This is a genomic window from Bacillus sp. TL12, assembly GCF_022625245.1.
In the GTDB taxonomy this organism is placed as follows: domain Bacteria; phylum Bacillota; class Bacilli; order Bacillales; family Bacillaceae_G; genus Bacillus_A.
Genome location: NZ_JAJJBY010000024.1, coordinates 17,783 through 37,138, shown reverse-complemented (window position 1 = coordinate 37,138; position 19,356 = coordinate 17,783). Strand labels below are relative to the sequence as shown.

Annotated in this window: 14 protein-coding genes, 3 pseudogenes and 1 riboswitch; of the genes and pseudogenes, 14 read left to right on the top strand and 3 right to left on the bottom strand. The window is 36.3% G+C overall.

Annotated features, from left to right (window positions below):
* Window positions 1-10: 10 nt before the first annotated feature.
* From LOK41_RS19480 to LOK41_RS19460, 5 genes and pseudogenes are all read left to right on the top strand, one after another.
* On the top strand, window positions 11-7,168 hold the full coding sequence (locus LOK41_RS19480) for an amino acid adenylation domain-containing protein (RefSeq protein WP_241817915.1): 7,158 nt from the start codon (window positions 11-13) through the stop codon (window positions 7,166-7,168).
* Window positions 7,165-7,386 (top strand): MbtH family protein, encoded by a 222-nt coding sequence (locus LOK41_RS19475; protein ID WP_241817914.1) that lies wholly within the window; start codon window positions 7,165-7,167, stop codon window positions 7,384-7,386. Before LOK41_RS19480 ends, LOK41_RS19475 begins: the two co-directional genes overlap by 4 nt.
* Before the next feature lie 2 nt (window positions 7,387-7,388).
* Window positions 7,389-8,843: pseudogene (locus tag LOK41_RS19470) on the top strand (MDR family MFS transporter).
* A 298-nt stretch (window positions 8,844-9,141) separates the two neighbouring features.
* Entirely contained in the window at window positions 9,142-9,906 is a 765-nt protein-coding gene (locus LOK41_RS19465) for a 4'-phosphopantetheinyl transferase family protein (protein WP_241817913.1), read from the top strand.
* 121 nt (window positions 9,907-10,027) lie between these two features.
* Window positions 10,028-10,576, top strand: a complete 549-nt coding sequence (locus LOK41_RS19460) for a cold-shock protein (protein ID WP_241817912.1) — start codon at window positions 10,028-10,030, stop codon at window positions 10,574-10,576.
* Window positions 10,577-10,609: 33 nt separating this feature from the next.
* Here LOK41_RS19460 and LOK41_RS19455 read toward each other — a convergent pair whose 3' ends face one another.
* Window positions 10,610-10,882, bottom strand: a complete 273-nt coding sequence (locus LOK41_RS19455) for an HU family DNA-binding protein (RefSeq protein WP_017149588.1) — start codon at window positions 10,880-10,882, stop codon at window positions 10,610-10,612.
* Between the two features lie 387 nt (window positions 10,883-11,269).
* On the opposite strand from LOK41_RS19455, the gene LOK41_RS19450 reads away from it, so the two are divergent.
* The 3 genes and pseudogenes from LOK41_RS19450 to LOK41_RS29145 all read left to right on the top strand — a co-directional run.
* Entirely contained in the window at window positions 11,270-12,034 is a 765-nt protein-coding gene (locus LOK41_RS19450) for a DUF3891 family protein (protein WP_241817911.1), read from the top strand.
* A gap of 24 nt (window positions 12,035-12,058) precedes the next feature.
* Window positions 12,059-12,213: pseudogene (locus LOK41_RS19445) on the top strand (DinB family protein); the annotation flags it as partial.
* Window positions 12,214-12,270: 57 nt separating this feature from the next.
* Window positions 12,271-12,549 (top strand): annotated as a pseudogene (locus LOK41_RS29145) (MBL fold metallo-hydrolase); the annotation flags it as partial.
* Window positions 12,550-12,649: 100 nt separating this feature from the next.
* On the opposite strand, the gene LOK41_RS19435 reads toward LOK41_RS29145, so the two are convergent.
* Together LOK41_RS19435 and LOK41_RS19430 are read right to left on the bottom strand one after the other, a co-directional pair.
* Window positions 12,650-14,017, bottom strand: a complete 1,368-nt coding sequence (locus tag LOK41_RS19435; RefSeq protein ID WP_241817910.1) for an alanine/glycine:cation symporter family protein — start codon at window positions 14,015-14,017, stop codon at window positions 12,650-12,652.
* 106 nt (window positions 14,018-14,123) lie between these two features.
* Window positions 14,124-14,246, bottom strand: a riboswitch (glycine riboswitch).
* Window positions 14,247-14,500: 254 nt separating this feature from the next.
* Complete coding sequence (locus LOK41_RS19430; protein ID WP_241817909.1) at window positions 14,501-15,085, bottom strand: hypothetical protein; 585 nt, start codon at window positions 15,083-15,085, stop codon at window positions 14,501-14,503.
* Between the two features lie 172 nt (window positions 15,086-15,257).
* On the opposite strand from LOK41_RS19430, the gene LOK41_RS19425 reads away from it, so the two are divergent.
* From LOK41_RS19425 to LOK41_RS19400, 6 genes are all read left to right on the top strand, one after another.
* Window positions 15,258-15,566: a hypothetical protein gene (locus LOK41_RS19425; RefSeq protein ID WP_241817908.1), complete on the top strand. Its 309-nt coding sequence runs from the start codon at window positions 15,258-15,260 to the stop codon at window positions 15,564-15,566.
* Window positions 15,567-15,662: 96 nt separating this feature from the next.
* On the top strand, window positions 15,663-15,992 hold the full coding sequence (locus tag LOK41_RS19420) for a hypothetical protein (protein ID WP_241817907.1): 330 nt from the start codon (window positions 15,663-15,665) through the stop codon (window positions 15,990-15,992).
* 121 nt (window positions 15,993-16,113) lie between these two features.
* Window positions 16,114-16,638: a DUF6843 domain-containing protein gene (locus tag LOK41_RS19415; RefSeq protein ID WP_241817906.1), complete on the top strand. Its 525-nt coding sequence runs from the start codon at window positions 16,114-16,116 to the stop codon at window positions 16,636-16,638.
* A gap of 82 nt (window positions 16,639-16,720) precedes the next feature.
* On the top strand, window positions 16,721-17,536 hold the full coding sequence (locus tag LOK41_RS19410; protein ID WP_241817905.1) for a nucleotidyltransferase family protein: 816 nt from the start codon (window positions 16,721-16,723) through the stop codon (window positions 17,534-17,536).
* 65 nt (window positions 17,537-17,601) lie between these two features.
* Window positions 17,602-18,486, top strand: coding sequence for a PhzF family phenazine biosynthesis protein (locus LOK41_RS19405; protein WP_241817904.1), 885 nt, complete (start codon window positions 17,602-17,604; stop codon window positions 18,484-18,486).
* A 14-nt stretch (window positions 18,487-18,500) separates the two neighbouring features.
* Complete coding sequence (locus tag LOK41_RS19400) at window positions 18,501-19,121, top strand: DUF4937 domain-containing protein (RefSeq protein WP_241817903.1); 621 nt, start codon at window positions 18,501-18,503, stop codon at window positions 19,119-19,121.
* Window positions 19,122-19,356 lie beyond the last annotated feature (235 nt).

Sequence of the window (19,356 nt, the reverse complement as noted above, 5' to 3'; positions counted from 1 at the left end):
GTAAATACGAATGTCTCATTGTCAAAAGGTTCGTCATTCATTGTCAGGTGCGCAAACGGGTATGTGGTTTGCGCAGCAACTTGATCCTGAAAATCCAATTTATAATACGGGTGAATACATAGAAATACATGGTTCAGTTGATGTAAAAACATTTGAATTAGCTGTGCGTAAGGTTGTAATGGAAGCTGAATCTTTACATGTCCACTTTGAAGAAGATGAGAAAGGGCCATGGCAAGTTATCGATGCTTCTCCTGAATTTCATATGCATATTATCGATGTTAGTAAAGAAGAGAACCCTCAGAAAGTAGCTGAAGCTTGGATGAAAGTGGATTTATCTACACCGGTTAATCTGAAAAAGGACAAGCTGTATACGGAGGCACTTTTTAAAATCGATGCTAATCGTTTCTTCTGGTATCAGCGCATTCACCACATTGTGATGGATGGCTACGGCTTTTCGTTACTTGCAGAACGAGTAGCAAAAGTATATACGGCATTGATGAATAATCAATTGTATGATGAGAGACCTTTTGGTTCTTTACATACCATTTTAGAGGAGGACGTTACATATCGAGCGTCAGAGCAGTTTGAGAAAGATCGTAGCTTTTGGTTAGAACGATTCCAAGATCAACCAGAGGTCGTCAGCTTAGCTGAACGTGCTCATAGAACATCGAAGGGGTTTCTTCGCCAAACAGCTCACTTGTCACGTTTACGTACAGAGTCGTTGCAAGAAGTTGCACATGGATGTAAGGCAAATTGGCCGGATCTTATCATCGCTGCAACTGCTATCTATATACAGAAGTTAACAAGTACGGAGGATGTAATTTTAGGTTTACCAATGATGGGACGTTTAGGATCGGCATCAATTAATACTCCTGGTATGGTTATGAATGTTGTTCCACTTAGATTGTCTATAAGCCCTAATATGAGTTTTGCTGAGGTTGTAAAGCAAGTTTCTAATGAAATTCGTGATATACGCCTTCATCATAAGTACCGTCATGAAGAACTACGCCGAGACCTTAAATTATTGGGAGAAAATCAAAGGTTATTTGGCCCAATAATTAATGTCATGCCATTTGGTTATAGTCTGAGTTTTGCAGGAAATCATGGTGTTAAACATAACCTTTCAGCAGGTCCGGTTGATGACCTTTCAATAAATGTGTCAAATGAATTTGGCGGAAATGGCTTCAGGATTAATTTTGATGCAAACCCTGGAGTATATAGCTTAGACGAGTTATTAACTCATAAAAAGAGATTTGTGAAGCTTCTGGAAAATATTTCGGATCTTCAGGTGGATTCGCCGATTAGCAAACTAGAACTCTTACTTCATGAGGAACGCAAACAAGTTTTAGTAGAATGGAACCAAACTATGAAAGAAAGTTCATTCGTAAGTGTAGCTGAACTCATTGAAAAACAAGTAAGTAAATCTCCTGATTCTATTGCTGTCGTATGTGATGAAATAGAACTTACTTATAAAGAATTAAATGAACAGGCAAATCAACTTGCTCACTTCTTGTTAGAACGGGGAGTTCAATCTAAACAATTTGTAGCGTTAGCATTTCCAAGATCTGTAGAGATGGTTATCGGTATGATTGCAGTTCTTAAGACAGGAGCAGCGTATTTACCAATTGACCCAGAATATCCAGAAGATCGAATTACATATATACTAGGCGATGCTCAGCCTACTTGTATCTTAACACATTCTTCTATTTTGGCTAATATACCGAATGAGGATCATATACAAAGAATTATATTAGATGATAAGGATATAAAAGAGGAGTTAAGAGGATATTCAAAAAATAATTTAGATTTATTTGATGGTGTATCACCTTTAAATCCTGCATACACAATTTATACTTCAGGTTCAACAGGAAGGCCAAAAGGTGTAGTTGTGCCGATGCAAAGTTTAAGTAACTTTTTATTGGCAATGCAAGATCAGTTTGCATTACATGTGAATGACCGCTTGTTAGCTGTTACAACTTTTGCATTTGATATTTCTGCTTTAGAAATTTATTTACCACTTATTAGTGGAGCGAGTGTTCAAGTTGCACAAAAAGAAACAGTTCAAGATTCTTCAGCTTTAACAGAGATCATCCAAAAGAAAAATATTACAATTATGCAAGCCACGCCAACACTTTGGCATGCGCTTGTAACAGATTATCCAGAAAAATTAATTGGACTTAAAGTTCTTGTTGGTGGTGAGGCGCTTCCATCGAATTTAGCGTCTCGGTTAAAAGAATTAAATTGTCATGTTACAAATCTTTATGGGCCAACCGAGACAACAATTTGGTCAACTTTCATGGATATGAATGAAGAAGAGAGTGATATACCTTCTATTGGAAGACCAATTTGGAATACAGAGGTGTATGTACTAGATGCTGGGTTACAACCAGTACCACCTGGAGTGGTAGGAGAACTGTATATTGCTGGTACGGGGCTTGCTAATGGATATTTAGGAAAACCAGAATTAACAGCTGAACGATTTGTTGCGAATCCATTTGGGAAACCTGGTACAAGGATGTATCGCACAGGTGACCTTGTTAAATGGCGTAAGGATGGTTCGTTAGATTATGTGAGCCGTGCTGACCATCAAATTAAGATTCGCGGATTCCGTATTGAGTTATCTGAAGTAGAAACTGTATTATCTCAGCACCCTCATGTGGAGCAAGTCGTTGTAATTGTTCGAGAAGATCAACCTGGCGATAAACGTTTAGTTGCTTACATTGTACCTGATGTTGAAGGAAATCTTGATATTGCAGAAATTCGAACATATGCAGCAGAGAGTTTACCAGGTTATATGATACCGACAGCAATTATGATGATGTCTGAATTGCCATTGACACCGAACGGAAAGATTAATCGGAAAGTGTTACCAGCACCTGACTTTAATTTACTTGTTAGTGAACGCGTAGCTAGAAATCCACAAGAAGAAATTTTATGTGATTTATTTGCGGAAGTGCTTAGCATAGCGCGGATTGGAATCGATGATAACTTCTTTGAAATAGGCGGACATTCTTTGTTAGCTGCCCAGTTAATGGGACGTATTCGTGAAACATTAGGTGTGGAATTAGGCATTGGAAAACTATTTGAATCACCTACAGTCGCTGAACTCGCTAAACAATTAGATAGCACGCAGAGTGCAAGGCCAGTTATTCAGAAGGTAGAGCGTCCAAAAGAAGTACCGCTTTCTTTTGCACAGCGTCGTTTATGGTTCTTGAACTGCTTAGAAGGTCCGAGCCCAACTTACAATATTCCAGTAGTCATTCGAATGTCTGGTGAATTGAATCGAGAAGCTTTACAAGCTGCATTTTATGATATCGTCGATCGACATGAGACACTTCGAACTATTTTTCCTAACACGCTAGGTACGTCATATCAGCAAATTTTGGAGACTAATGAGGCAAATCCTACTTTAATTGTTACGAAGACAACTGAGTCAGAATTACCTAAGGTACTTGCTGCAGCTGTAAGGTATAGCTTTAATCTTGCAGAAGAGCCAGCTATCCGTATGGAGCTTTTTGAAATAAATCCGGATGAACATGTGTTACTTGTATTGTTGCATCATATTGTAGGGGATGGATGGTCATTAAATCCATTGTCAAGAGACATAGCGGCTGCTTATCAAGCACATTGTAAAGGTGAATTAGTTCAGTGGAAGTCACTTCCAGTACAGTATGCCGATTATGCCCTTTGGCAACAAGAACTATTAGGAAATGAGAGTTTACAAGATAGTCTTATTTCACAACAAATTGAGTTTTGGAAAGAAGAGCTGAAGGGATTACCAGATCAACTGGAGTTACCTACAGATTATCAACGTCCTGTGGAAACGAGTTATCGTGGAGAAACGATAGATTTTCATATGAATCCAGAGTTACATGAACGACTATTAGAGCTTGCTCGTAAAAATGGTGTTAGCTTGTTTATGGTGTTGCAATCCGGACTTGCTGCACTGCTGACACGATTAGGAGCAGGAACGGATATTCCAATAGGAAGTCCAATTGCGGGACGCAGTGATGATGCGCTTGGAAATATTGTCGGATTGTTCGTAAATACACTTGTATTACGTACAGATACATCTGGAGATCCTAGCTTTAGTGAACTAGTAAGTAGGGTGCGTAAAGTTAACCTTTCGGCATATGAAAATCAAGATGTTCCGTTTGAAAGGCTTGTTGAAGTATTGAACCCTGTGCGTTCGAGAAATAGTCATCCGCTATTCCAAATTATGTTAGCCTTTCAAAACACACCAGAGGCTACACTTAATATACCGAATCTAGAAACGCATCTTGAGATTAAGAGTGTTGGTTCTTCGAAGTTTGATATGACGATAGAAATAAGTGAAAGTAGCACGTCTGAAGGTCAGCCAAATGGATTACATGGTTTACTTGAATTTAGTACAGATTTATTTAAGCGTGAGACAGCTGAAAAATTTGTGAGTCGTTTCATTCGTTTATTAGACGATGCAGCAAAGAATCCAGAACAATCTATTGGACGTTTGGAAATTTTGGAGGAAGAAGAGCGTCGAACAATACTTGAAAAATGGAATGGTGGCTTTCAAATTGCTCCTGAAATGACTTTGCCGGAATTATTTGAGAAACAAGTTCACTTAACGCCAGATGCAAACGCTATCGTATTTGAGGACACTACGCTAACTTATGAAGAGTTAAATAAGAGGTCGAATAAACTTGCACGTCTCTTAATTGAAAAAGGAGTAGGTCCAGAGCAAGTGGTTGCTTTGGCGATGCCAAGATCTCTTGATATGGTCGTAAGTTTGTTAGCAGTTTTAAAAGCGGGGGCGGGATATTTACCGCTAGATCCTGATTATCCAACAGACCGAATTTCATTCATGCTAAGCGATGCTAAGCCTGTTTGTATGATTACGAACACAAAAGTGACAATAGAGAGTGAAGAAATCGAAGCGATTGTAGTAGATGATCCCAAAACAATGGACACATTAAATAAATATGGTGAAGAGAATATAGAAAATGTAGAGCGAATACAGCCGTTATCACCTTTACACATTGCTTATGTAATTTATACATCCGGTTCAACAGGTAGACCAAAAGGTGTAATGATTCCTCATCAAAATGTTGTAAGACTATTAGGAGCAACTGATCATTGGTTCCAATTTGATTCAAATGATATTTGGACAATGTTTCATTCTTACGCGTTTGATTTCTCAGTTTGGGAAATTTGGGGACCGTTACTGTATGGAGGGCGTCTCGTTATTGTACCGCATACAGTGAGTCGTTCACCTAGGGAATTTTTAAATCTACTTGTTCAGGAAAAGGTAACAGTTTTAAATCAGACACCATCAGCGTTTTATCAACTTATGCAAGCAGATCTTGAAAATGCCCAATTAGGGCAGAAGCTTTCTTTACGATATGTCGTTTTTGGCGGAGAAGCACTGGAATTAAGTCGTCTAGAAGATTGGTATAGTCGTCATCCAGAAAACGCGCCTAAGCTTATTAATATGTATGGTATTACAGAAACGACTGTACACGTAAGCTATATTGAGCTGGATCAAAATATTGTATCTTTACGAGCAAACAGCTTAATTGGATGTAGTATACCAGACCTTAAAGTATACGTATTAGATAACTACTTACAACCTGTACCACCGGGAGTAGTGGGGGAAATGTATGTTGCAGGAGCAGGACTTGCCCGTGGATATTTAGGTCGTGCGGGTTTAACTGCAGAACGATTTATAGCAGATCCATACGGAAAACCTGGTACTCGAATGTACCGTACCGGAGATTTAGCACGTTGGTGTCAAGATGGCACGTTAGATTATATAGGACGTGCAGATCACCAAATTAAGATTCGTGGTTTCCGAATTGAACTTGGTGAGATTGAAGCTGTTATTATGCAGCATCCTCATGTTGAACAAGTGGCTGTCATTGTACGTGAAGATCAGCCTGGTGATAAGCGCTTAGTCGCCTATATTGTTCCGTCAGAACATGTACACATTGATACAGCTGAAATGCGCCAATATGTAGGACTTAGCCTACCTGATTATATGGTGCCGTATGCTTTCGTTATGATAAGTGAATTACCTTTAACTCCAAATGGTAAGTTAGATCGTAAAGCATTACCAGCACCTGAATTCACGGCATCTACTATAAGCCGAGGACCAAGAACACCAAAAGAGGAAATTTTATGCGAATTATTTACAGAAGTTTTGAATTTGCCTCGAATTGGTATTGATGATGGTTTCTTTGATCTTGGCGGTCATTCCTTACTTGCTGTGCAGTTAATGAGCCGGATCAGAGAAGCGCTAGGAGTTGAGTTAAGTATTGGTAGCTTATTTGCAGCGCCAACAATTGCAAGGCTTGCTGAAAGACTTGAGATGGGGACGAGCCAAAGTGCACTAGATGTAATCCTGCCATTACGAACAAGTGGTGATGAGTTACCTATGTTCTGTGTACATCCAGCAGGTGGACTTAGTTGGTGTTATGCAGGATTAATGAAGTCTTTAGGAAGCGATCATCCAATTTATGGTGTACAGGCACGCGGTATTGCAAAAAGTGAAGAACTTCCAAAATCATTAGACGAAATGGCTGCTGACTATCTTGAGCACATTCGTAAAATACAGCCACATGGACCGTACAGATTGTTAGGTTGGTCTCTTGGTGGAAATGTTGTTCATGCAATGGCAACTCATTTGCAAAATCAAGGAGAAGAAGTTGAACTGCTTGTCATGCTGGATTCTTATCCTGGTCACTTTTTACCAAATACAGAGGCACCTACTGAGGAAGAAGCGCTTATTGCACTACTTGCATTAGGAGGATATGATCCAGATAACATGGACGGGAAACCACATGATATGGCAAATGCTATTGATATACTTCGCAGGGATGGTAGTGCATTAGCGAGTCTGGAAGAGGAAACAATTTTGAACTTGAAAGAAACATACGTAAATTCTGTTGGTCTTTTAGGAAAGTATGTTCCAAAACAATTCCATGGCAACATTGTATTCTTTAGATCAACTATCATACCAGAATGGTTCGATCCGATTTCTCCAGATACATGGTTTAGCTATATCGATGGGGAAATTGAACAATATGATATTGATTGTCGACATAAAGATTTATGTCAGCCAGGACCACTTACAGAAATCGGACAAGTATTAGCTAGTAGACAGCAAAGGGTGAAAGGGGTAAGTAAAGTATGACGAATCCATTTGAGAACGATAACTTTATGTATAAGGTGTTAGTAAATAAGGAAGGCCAGCATTCTGTCTGGCCAGCCTTTCTCGATGTACCAGCCGGCTGGGATGTTGTTTGTGAACAAGATAGTAGACAGGCTTGTCTTGCGTATATCCAATTACATTGGAGTGATATGCAGCCAAAGAGTCTTCACTCACTTGAATATGTTTCAGTAGGGGAGTAGTAATGAATTTGAAGTTGAATCCGAAAATTGTTGTTAGTGTTGTATATGTAGCTGCGATGTTTATGGCTGCAATGGATGCAACGATTGTGAATGTAGCTCTGCAAACGATTAGTCATGAACTACAAGTTCCGCCTTCAGCAATGGGAACAGTCAATGTCGGATACTTAGTAAGTCTTGCTGTATTTTTACCTATTTCTGGATGGCTTGGAGATCGATTTGGTACGAAACGAGTATTCCTAATTGCCCTTTCTGTATTTACAGCAGCTTCTGCGCTATGCGGAATTGCGGATAATATTACTGCCTTAAATATATTCCGTATTATACAAGGTGTTGGCGGGGGATTATTGACTCCGGTAGGAATGGCAATGTTATTTCGAACATTTTCACCACAAGAAAGACCGAAGATTTCAAGGTTTATTGTTTTGCCTATTGCTGTTGCACCAGCGATAGGGCCAATTGTTAGTGGGTTCTTTGTAGATTATATGTCTTGGCGCTGGGCATTTTATATTAATTTACCGTTTGGAATAATAGCTTTACTAATTGGAGCGTTATTTTTAGTAGAGCATGTTGAAAAAACTGCTGGGCGGTTAGATTTACCTGGTTTTATGCTTTCTGCACCAGGATTTGCAATGTTGATATATGCAATGAGTCAAGGACCAACAAAGGGCTGGAGTTCCTTAGAAATAATAGGGACAGGATTGGGTGGACTTTCGCTTATTATTCTCTTTGTATTTGTTGAACTTCGTGTGAAGTAGCCAATGCTAGATTTACGTTTGCTGCAAGATCGATTATTTCGGAATATGAGCCTCATTTCTTTATTTTCAGCTGCTGGATTACTGGGCATGTTATTTATATTCCCGCTTATGTATCAAAATGTGTTACATGCATCAGCGCTGGAAACAGGGCTCACTACATTTCCAGAAGCGATTGGACTCATGATTTCTTCACAAATTGTGCCTTGGTCATATAAAAGGCTTGGACCACGTAAGTTAATCTCTCTTGGATTGTTGTGTTCAGCAATCATATTTGTTGTATTAAGCTTCGTGAATCAGGAGACAAATCCTTGGCTGGTCCGTGTGCTATTGTTTGGTATAGGAGTTTTCTTAGGTCATTCTGTAGGAGCTGTACAATTTTCAGCTTTTAATAATATTCATCCGTCTTCAATGGGGAGAGCGACAACCATTTTTAATGTGCAGAATCGTTTAGGTTCTGCCATCGGTGTTGCGGTTCTTGCGAGTCTTCTAGCTGCTTTTGGAAATCACAATGTAAGTGAAACTGGAAATGAGAGTACTGGTATTGTAGCCTATCAAATGGCTCTGCTTGGTGCAGCTATATTTCTATGCATTGCATTATTGTTTGCATTACGTATTCGTGATGCGGATGCAATAGCTACAGCAAAGAAAAAAACGGCAGTCCAATCAAATGAATCTCATTCAAAAGCAGTTGCAGGTGAATAACCGAGGAAGAATCTACCCAGGTGTAATAATAAATATGGATAGGTTTCTTTATTACAGTAGCAATGCAATGATAAAGTGAAGCTTTAATCAGCCCTCACGAATTGGGCCTTTACGGGCAGTTGACCACTTATCTAACTTCTTTGCTTTTACTGAATTTGGAAGTGAAGGTCGTACAGCCCGGTAATGCGGGATAAAAAGTTAGAAGAGAAATCGCTAGTAAAGATATTTGTTGAAAGACCGGAATAGATTTCATACTTTTTTTAGTATGAGTATTGGATACAAAAAGGGGAGAGTTTTTATGAAAAATTGGGAGATTGTAGATTCAGTACCAAAGCTAAGAAGCCATCATTGCCAAGTATGGTGGGCTCGAATTTCAGACTTGCAACCTTGGCACTATGATCTACTAAATGACACCGAGCGTGAGAAAGCAAATTTGTTCCATCAGTTTGAGGACCGAGCAAGATTTATGATTGGCTGCGCAATTAGTCGATTGGTACTAGGAGAACAACTCGCAATGTCCCCTCTTCAAGTACCCATTGATCGAACTTGTTCAGTTTGTAAGTTAGCACATGGACGCCCGCAATTACCTGTAGGTATGCCGCAGTTATCCGTGTCACATTCAGGAGAACGAATCGCTGTTGCGTTTACAACGTCCACAGCGGTCGGTATAGATGTAGAACAAATAAATTCTAATATTGATGTACTTAAAATGGCAGTAGGGGTATTAACAGATATAGAAATTACTCAGCTAGGAAAACTGCCGATTGAAAGGAAATTGGAAGGGTTTTTAACATATTGGACAAGGAAGGAAGCGATACTCAAGGCGACTGGAGAAGGATTAATGATATCACCTTCTCATCTGACTGTATCAACTCCAGACCATTTACCAGAACTACTTGTTTTTCAAGATAAGCCACAGCTTGCAGGAACTGCAAATTTGATGGATTTGCACCCTGGATCTGGCTATGTTGCTTCAATAGCTTTATTAAACAAAGATGTAACAGAAATAAGGCAGTTTGATGCAGGAGTACTTTTACAAAATAGTGAATCCCCCACATATTAATGGTGTTTATTGATGAAGGTATGAATTGATAGAGTTGATACCTAACGTAAAAGTGTTCTAGGAATATGTTTGCTTGAGTAGTGGGTACAAGATTATATAAATATAAGAAGAGGTGTTAGTCATGATTATAGTAGAAAATAGAGAAAGAGAATTGGCTGATGCTACAGCAGGAAAAACGGTTAAGGATCTATTATTTTCTAAAGAAATGCCATCTATTACAGCTTTAGAAAACATTGTGAAAGATACGGTTCAGTTTAATGTTGTGGAACAAGAAATGATAGATCGAAAATATATCCCAAAAGAAGCGAAAAGCTTTTTTGATAAAAATGGAACATTTCTTTACAGAGTTTCGTCTGTTAGTTATAAGGAGAAGGTGTTATCTGAAAATCTAATTTTTGCTGATACTTCACTTTTACCAATTGAAATTGTTAAAGAATTAGAAATTGGAGACGTACCAATTGAAAAACTAATCGAGGAAATGGACATAAGAAAAAATATGTTATACCAAGGGTATCAACCTTCTGGAAACATTATTGAACTGTTTGATGGGTGCTTATTACAATCTAGTATATACCCTACGAGAAAATATCAAATTGTAAGTAACTGTAGATGCATATTTTATATTTGTGAAGTATATCATGCAGACAATATATATGCGGTTATGAAATAAAATAATAAACCAGCCTAATTGGCTGGTTTATTATTATTTTACAGCTTCTTTTAACTCTTTTCCTGCTTTAAAGGCTGGGACCTTCCCAGCTGCAATTTGAATTTCTTCACCTGTTTGAGGATTGCGACCTGTACGCGCAGCTCTTTCACGTACCTCAAATGTTCCAAAACCAATAAGTTGTACTTTGTCACCAGTCTGTAAAGCGTTTGTAATTGCATCAAATACAGATTGGACAGCTACTGAAGCTTCTTTTTGTGAGATATCGGCTGTTTGAGCCACATTTTTAATTAATTCAGTTTTGTTCATTTTTTTCACCTCATATAAATATTTTTGTCTAGGTTTGTTTTTGTAATGAGTGATAGAATGTAGAAATATTGTTGAAAACATTGATAGAATCACATTGTTATCTTAATTTCGGTGAAAGAAGCGGAATCCCTGCAAAGTATTGATGAATTTATTTTCATCCCGCATTAACGGGCAGTAATACTCCCACTTTAAAATTCGGCGGGAGCAAAGAAGTTAGGTGGGAGATAAACTGCCCGTAAAAGCCCAATTCGTGAGGGCTGATAATCAGTGGGGATGAAGAAAACCCCCACTGATTAAAGTTTCACTTTATTGCCTCTTTAGAAAGAAGGATTTGTATAGAAAATAATAAATTTACTATATAAAATAGAAGAAAGGGGGAATGCAATTATGATTATTCGTACAAATCCAAACGAAATCGTATTAATTCGACAGCATGACCATGGGTTTTTGGCGGGAGAATTTGCAAAAAACCTTAGACAAGATGTATTTGAAGACAAAACATATTTAAAAGAGTGTATTGATGCGATTTATGAACATGATAGAGGATGGATTGGCTTAGATAAAACACCAATTTGGAATGATACAAAGAATGTTCCATATACGTTCATGGATTGTCCTAGCTCTTTGCGTTTTGTTTTTTATACGTTAGGCCTTAATGAAATCGAAACTTCAAATCCTTATGGTGCTATATTATGTAGTAAACATTTTATATCATTTCCTCTTAATCCAGAAGATGAGGAGATGGTGAATTTCTATAAGCAGGAATTAGATCGCCAAAAGCAATTTTTGAAAGCGTTAACAAAAGAGCGGCGCGCCATGTTTGATAAGCATTATAAACTTTTGAAGTTTTGTGATGAGTTATCTTTATATGCTTGTATGAATGAACCTGGTGTAACGAAAAAAGAAGAAATTGATTTATTTAAAAAAAGATTTGAAGGCACTGAAATTTTTAACACTGTTACAAATAAAGCGTTAACAGCTGAGTGGATAGATAAAGAAAAGATCCGAATTACGCCGTTTCTCTTCGAATCAGAATTTAAGACACATATAAGATATAAAACTATACAAAAGAATGTAATAGAGGAAATTGGTATTGTTAAAGCGGATGCGGAAGCCGAATTTCAAAGACAAGAATTACATTTTGTACGGTAATAATCTATGAATTAGTTATACTTTGATAATCCATACGCTGGAAGATTGGAAACATCTGTTTCCGAATTAGTGCAGCATGTTGTAAATCATGGAACATAACATCTATGTTGAGGCAGCTAGTTTATCCATCTACTATGACAGACTTTGTATTATATCTACATATAGAACTAAAATCTTAATGAAGAAAATGAGAGCTTAGTATTCAAATATATTGAGAATAGCAGGAGAGGAAAGAAATGTACAAAGCATGCAGTAGCGAACATTTTACAATTGAGAAATTAAAAGATGGTATTTACGCAGCGATTGCGAAAGAAGAGGAAGGTTCTTTAGCTAATGCGGGTTTTATAAATATGGAGGATTAAACCATCATTTTTGATACATTTAATACACAGCAAGTTGCTAGAGATTTAAAAGAGATAGCAGAAAAAATAACAGGTCATCCTATATCGTGGGTTATTAACAGTCATTGGCACGGAGAACATATTCGTGGAAATCAAGTTTTTGAAAATTGTAATTATCAATTTTGTAAAGGAATGTTACGAAATAAAAAGATTATATAAAAACTAATAAAGGGTACCCATATAAAAATGGGATACCCTTTACTTAAAAATTTTATTAACTTGCAATTTTTTTATTTGAGTTTTTTAATTTCTCTGCTTGTAAAAATCGATTTGTTTCTGCTACCACAACACCACTTAATCCAATTAGACCAATTAAGTTTGGAATTGCCATAAGTCCGTTTGCGATATCAGCAAATGTCCACACGATTCCGAGTTTTAAGTTGGCACCGATTGCAATCATTACAATAAAGATGGCTTTATAATATCGTACGGCACCTTGTCCGAATAAATAAGCTACACATTTTTCACCATAATAAGACCATCCTAAAATAGTGGAGTAGGCAAATAATATAATTGCAATACCAAGAATCATACTGCCAGCATTACCAAATACAGATTGGAAAGCGAGTGTCGTTGCTTCAACACCAGTTTTTCCAGATTTCCAGGCGCCTGTTGTAATTAATACTAAACCAGTAATTGTACAAACAATAAATGTATCAAGGAAAGTTCCTGTCATTGATACAAGCGCTTGTTTAGCAGGTGAATCTGTTTTTGCGGCAGCTGCAGCAATTGGGGCACTTCCTAAGCCTGCTTCATTAGCAAACACTCCGCGTGCCATCCCGATTTGAATAGCGGAAGCAACGGTTGCACCGATAAAACCACCAGCAGCTGCAGTACCTTGAAATGCACCAGAAAAAATAAGTGAAAATGCTTCTGGAACTTGGTCAAAGTGATAAAAAATAATAATGAGACCAGAAATTACATAAAAGAAAGCTTTAAGTGGAACGAAAAATCCAGTTACTTTCCCGATTTTTTTCACGCCACCTAAAATAACGATCGCAATTAAGAAAGCCATTAATATACCAGTTAAAGCAGGGGGAAACGAAAAGTTTATTCTCATAGCCTCTGCAACGGAATTCGATTGGACCATATTTCCGATTCCAAAAGAAGCGGTTGTCCCAAAAATAGCAAATAAAACAGCAAGCCATTTTTTCCCTAAGCCACGTTCTAAGTAATACATTGGACCGCCGGAATATTCGCCATTTTCATTACTAATACGATATTTTACCGCGAGGATTGCTTCTGCATATTTTGTGGCCATCCCAAATAAGGCAGTGATCCACATCCAAAATATTGCCCCCGGTCCACCGATTGTAACAGCTGTTGCGACACCAGCTATATTTCCCATACCAATGGTCGCGGCCATTGCTGTCATGAGTGCTTGGAAATGATTAATATCTCCCGAAGAAGATGTGTCTTCTGATTTTCGAAATGCTAGTTTGTGAGCGTATAATAGTTTACTAAACTGTAAACCTTTTAGACGCACTGTGAGAATGATTCCAGTCCCAACTAGAAGGAATAAGGTTGGTAATCCCCATACGTAGTGATTGATTTGTTCTAATACTTTACTTACTGTCTCCATCTTTATTCTCCTTTTAGAAAAAATAAAAAACCACTTCACATAAATGAAATGGTCTCTGGAGAAACAAGGAATAGAAAAATAAACCGATACAAATCGGTGTTTTCTTTCTCTTGTCTCTGTCCTTTTACCTGAGAGATTATCCGCTAGTATAAGCGGATTTGCTCCTTCGGTGCTCTGTTTCCTCTGCACTATATGATAGGCGAGAGGGAGTCTCTCCAGAGATTCGTCCCCATGCAGTTCTACTTGTAACCAAGACCTGAGAGTTTCAAAGTTGAATCATCAACTTTTTGCCCCGTCGGTAGATCAATTGATCTTCTCCTGAATGGTTCATCCGAATTATGTGATTAAAAGCTTAGTTATATTGATATGAAATGATTTTTACATAATCAATAAACAACATTATAGGTTCCTAATAAATGAATTGCAATCATTTTTTATTGGAAAATAATTTTGAACAAAAATTGTATCTCCTGAAAATTGAATTTATTTTTTTGTTATTTCTAATATGCCTTCTAGTTCAGCTAACGTAGATAAAGCTATGGCAAGATTTTGATCAGCAAGACCTAAAGATTGCGCAGCATTTTCTAAACTATCTTTTAAGGGTCTCTCATTGTTTAATCCTTGTGTAACAGATAATGCGGCATTTTTCATGAAATTTGAAGCGGCTATAAACGCGGTTTTAAAATGACTTATTTTCTGCTTCAGTTCAGGATCTTTTATTTTTTCTTCAGCTTTAAATATCTCCGTTTTTTTAGAAATCTTGTTGAATTGGTTTGCTATACTATTCATTTTATCTAGTAATCTATCTGTATTTATGTTATCTGGATTTGAATTTAGTTTAGTCCATGTTGGTAACCATTCCTGTTCTACAATATTATCGTACTTTGTAGTGAGTGAATCAATTTGAGATTTTAATTCTTGTTGATAGATTTTTTTATCGATAGGTTCTTTTATAGTTTGTATTTTTGTTTCTTTCGTGTAGTTCAAAAAAATAACGGTCCCAATGCTTGTGATAATCAGTATGCTAAAAAGCCAAAACCACCATTTTTTATAGAACGATTTTTCCATTTGGTATTTCCTCCTAATATACAAAAAATAAGATGTATCAATCTATAATAGCAAGTTACATAGTTGGAAGTTGTTGTATTTTGTCGAAAAAGTAATAATGGAATTGTACAGTAAGAATTAGTAAACTATTAAATGATATTACTTTTAATAATATATAAGGATGGAATTTTCGATGGAGAAAAAGAGACAGAAAGTATATTCTAATATTATTATGATAGGAGTTTTAGGAGGGCTATTCGCGTTAATATTCATGACGAAAGAATCAAAGATTAAAGATTTTCCAGTTCCTATGTCAGCTATTCATATTGAAGATGACAATCAAGCAGATTATCAATATATAAGTCTAATGCCTATTTCAAAAGTAAAGGGATGGGAGAATCTTGGAGAAGATGGACATACTGTAGTATTTCAAAAAGGAGATAGGGAGGTGATTGTATTGCATTATCCAGGGGAAAATACGTATTTCTTGTTTGAGAAATAGATTTAGATATTGAAAAGTGGAAAAAATAACCGTTATTAAACAAGAAGGAAGACATATATAATAAGTGACAATATTCACAAATAGGAGGAACTTGGAATGCGAAAAAAGTCACCCGTTTTTGGATTGATTGCGGGGATAGTATCAATATTATTGTGGATTATTTTAAACTTTTTTAATCCTTATTCAAATCAAGAGAATGATAGGACAGTTTTAATAACTTTAGTTATGTTGGTTCTTCCTGCTTGTATAGCGATGGTTTCTTTTTTTATTTCAAAAAAAATATTAATGTTAATAGCTTTCATTTGGTCCTTTCTTTTAAGTTTGTATCTACTAATGACTCCCAGTATATTTATCTTGTTTGGAATCACAAATTTTACTTATCTTTTTAGTTATATTCTAATGCGAAAAGAACTAGTTGCTAGGTAGCACCTTTTATGAAACTTTCCTTTTGTCAGTTAATTTGCAAATCGAGAAGAGTGCTTCTCACGTGTGCAAAAATAGTATCTATTAGGATAAACAAAAAAGGATAGAGAAGAGGATGGATCACATGAAACGGATTCTGACGTGTATAGTACCGATTTTTTTAATGTTGTTGGGAAGTTGCAGTATGTTTCATAAAGAAACAACCGATGTCAAGTACTTGATTCCTGAAGGCTATGAAGGAGATTTGGTCGTGCTATATAATGTACCAGACGCCAAACCGCTTGAAATAGAAGATGGGTTTCAGGTTGTTTCGTTTACAAGTGAAGGAATTGCTATCACATCTACCAAAGATATGAAATATGGCATGGTAAATGATCAGTATTTTACGGTTGATAAGAACGGAAATCGCAAAAAATTAGATCAATCTTGTATTCATATGATGTCAAACGGGGCTTCTACAAACCACGCAGGAGAACCTAATGAACATACGTTGCCTTTTAATAAACTAGAAATTACACAGTCACAGTGTGGTCCGCAATTCAATTCAGCTGGAAGAAAGGTACCTGATAATCAGGCACACCCCATTGAAGAGAAACTAGAAAAACTAATTCAAAGTGTATATGACAAAGGATTAATCCAACAAAAGTAACGTTCACAAAGTTATTTTTCTGAATTTTTTGTTTTATAATCGATTTGTACATAATACCTTTATATAGAAATGAGCTGATTAGTTGTCAATTATTAAGAAAATAGGTGTTTTTTGTCCTGTGGATGATACGGGATACATTATTAATGATTCACATATCAATAATATTCAGCCAGTCTTTTTGAAAGTTATACAACAAGTAAAGGATATATGTTTTCATTTGCTGCAGGATGACCTTCATAGCATTTATATAAGAGGATCTGTTCCAAGAGGGATTGGAATAGAGGGGAATGCAGATATAGATATGATTATATTAGTTCGAAAAGCGCCTGAAGAAATAGATTTGGAATGGAGTGAAAATATAGAGCAACAACTGCTCCAAAAATTTGGTTGTATATCTGGTGTGGAATTGAGTTTTTATGATGTTGAAGAAGTATTACATTCCAGTCGTTTTTCGTTTATAAGTTTTATGATTCAAACACATGGAGTATGTCTATTCGGTGAAGATATAAGGTCACAGCTACCTAAATATAAAGTAAGTCAAGAATTAGCTCGTGAACATCTTATACATTTACAGTCACAAATCGAACAAGCTTGTGGAGAGTTAATTCATAATAAAGGCAGTGATGATATAACCGATTGTTGTCGCTGGATTATGAAGATAGTAGTTAGAGCAGGATTAGCATTAACAATTGATAAAGAAGGGCTTTATTCTAGAGACCTTTATCCAGCGTATGAGTTGTTCAGTAAGCATTTTCCAGAGCAAGAACAAAATATGAGGAAAGCGCTGCAATATGCAGTTGATCCTATAGATGACATAATAGAAATTTTAGCGTTTTTAGATAACTTTGGAGATTGGATGTTAAAAGAAGCGAAACATTATTTAAATAATAGCGGATAGGATGAATCATAATTTTATTATGCAAACAAATAAATTTTGTTTTTTTAGATATAGGTGAGGGAGAAATGAGAAAGATGGATTTTTACATTGTTGATGCCTTTTCACAGGGGAAGTATACAGGTAATCAACTTGCAGTATTTGTAGATGCTCATCAAATTTCAAGTAAGGAAATGCAGTTAATAGCAAAGGAAATAAACTATGCTGAAACAACATTTATTCTTTCAAAAGAGCAGAAGAATGAAGGGTATGATGTACGCATTTTTACATCAAATGAAGAAATACCTTTTGCTGGACATCCTGCATTAGGAACTGCTTTTGTACTTAGAAAAGAAATTCTTCAAAATGATACGCTTGAAAATATTCTATTACGTTTTCAAGGTGGTTCTATACAGGTTACTTTTTATGATGAAAAAAATGTAGTATGGATGCATCAAAATGAACCTAGATTTGGAGGAGAATTGGATAGAGATATGATTGCAGAGGTACTAAATATTGAGATTTCTCAAATAGATCTTCGATATCCAATTCAAGAAGTATCAACAGGTTTACCAGTTATTCTTGTGCCATTAAAATCGTTAGCTGCTGTAAAAGAAGTTCAAATCAATAAAGAAAAATATTTTAAGCTAATCGAAAAAAGAGAAGCAAAAGGAATTATGGTATTTACCTCTGAAACGTATGAAGAAATAAATGATCTGAATGTCCGTGATTTTGCAGAGTATTATGGTATTCCGGAAGATGCAGCAACTGGTAGCTCGAATGGATGTTTAGCAGCATATGTAATAAAACATCGGTATTTTGGCAAAAAGAAAATAAATTTGCGTGTTGAACAAGGATATGAGATAAAACGATCTTCATTATTACATATTAGAGCAGAAGAAATAAAAGATGTAATTGAGGTTTTTGTAGGAGGACAAGTAACAAGCATCGCAAAAGGGATATGGAATGTATAGTAAGGGGGATCCGTATGTTAATAAAAACGATATTTTGTCAGGTAGAAAAAGAGAAAAAGGGTTTGTTTTCAGAGGCGCAAGAGAAATGGATAAGTATACAAAATCTAGAGGGATTTCATGGACAATTCGGAGGCTGGAATGAAGATGAGGCCTGTGTATTTACTGTATGGGAAAACATGCATACATATCAAAAATTTATGAATGAAATGCATGATCGAATTTTTCATAATAGCAATCAAAAAGATACATATTTATCTTGTGAAATAGAGTTATTTCAAACGTTATTTGATATGAAAGCTACTCCGTTTACGAATGTACTTGCAGAAAACCTATTTGTTAGAGCGGCAGTTTGTGATGTGAAAAGAGGAAGAGAACAGCACTTTTTGCATATACAAGAAACAGTTTGGAACAAAGGAATGGAAAAATCAGAAGGAATGTTAGGCGGCGTTGTGGGAAGATCTCTTAAAAACGCTAATCGCTATGTCGTCCTTTCTTTTTGGGAAAATGAAATGTCACATCAGCGTTATGTGAAAAATTTTTTCCCAGGATTATATGAGTTAGCTCATGTAACCGAGGATGTTGAAAATATTAATGGAAAGCAAGTTACGTGTATAAAAGAATGGTCTGTATATTAATTATAAAAAAAGTGAATAAATGATTTTAGTAGTTATGGTTGTATGAATTGTTAGTTTGAAAGTAGAAGGCGTGCAGTGAATGTATTATTGATATGTAGTTCAACAAGACGAATTCTTTTCTTTTAAACATGAAATTTATAGAAGACGCCATATACTCTTTCATGTTAATATATTTAAGTTATAATAGGAGGCTTACCCTTTTGTATTGTACGGTAGAAGCAGTGTGAGCTTGAAA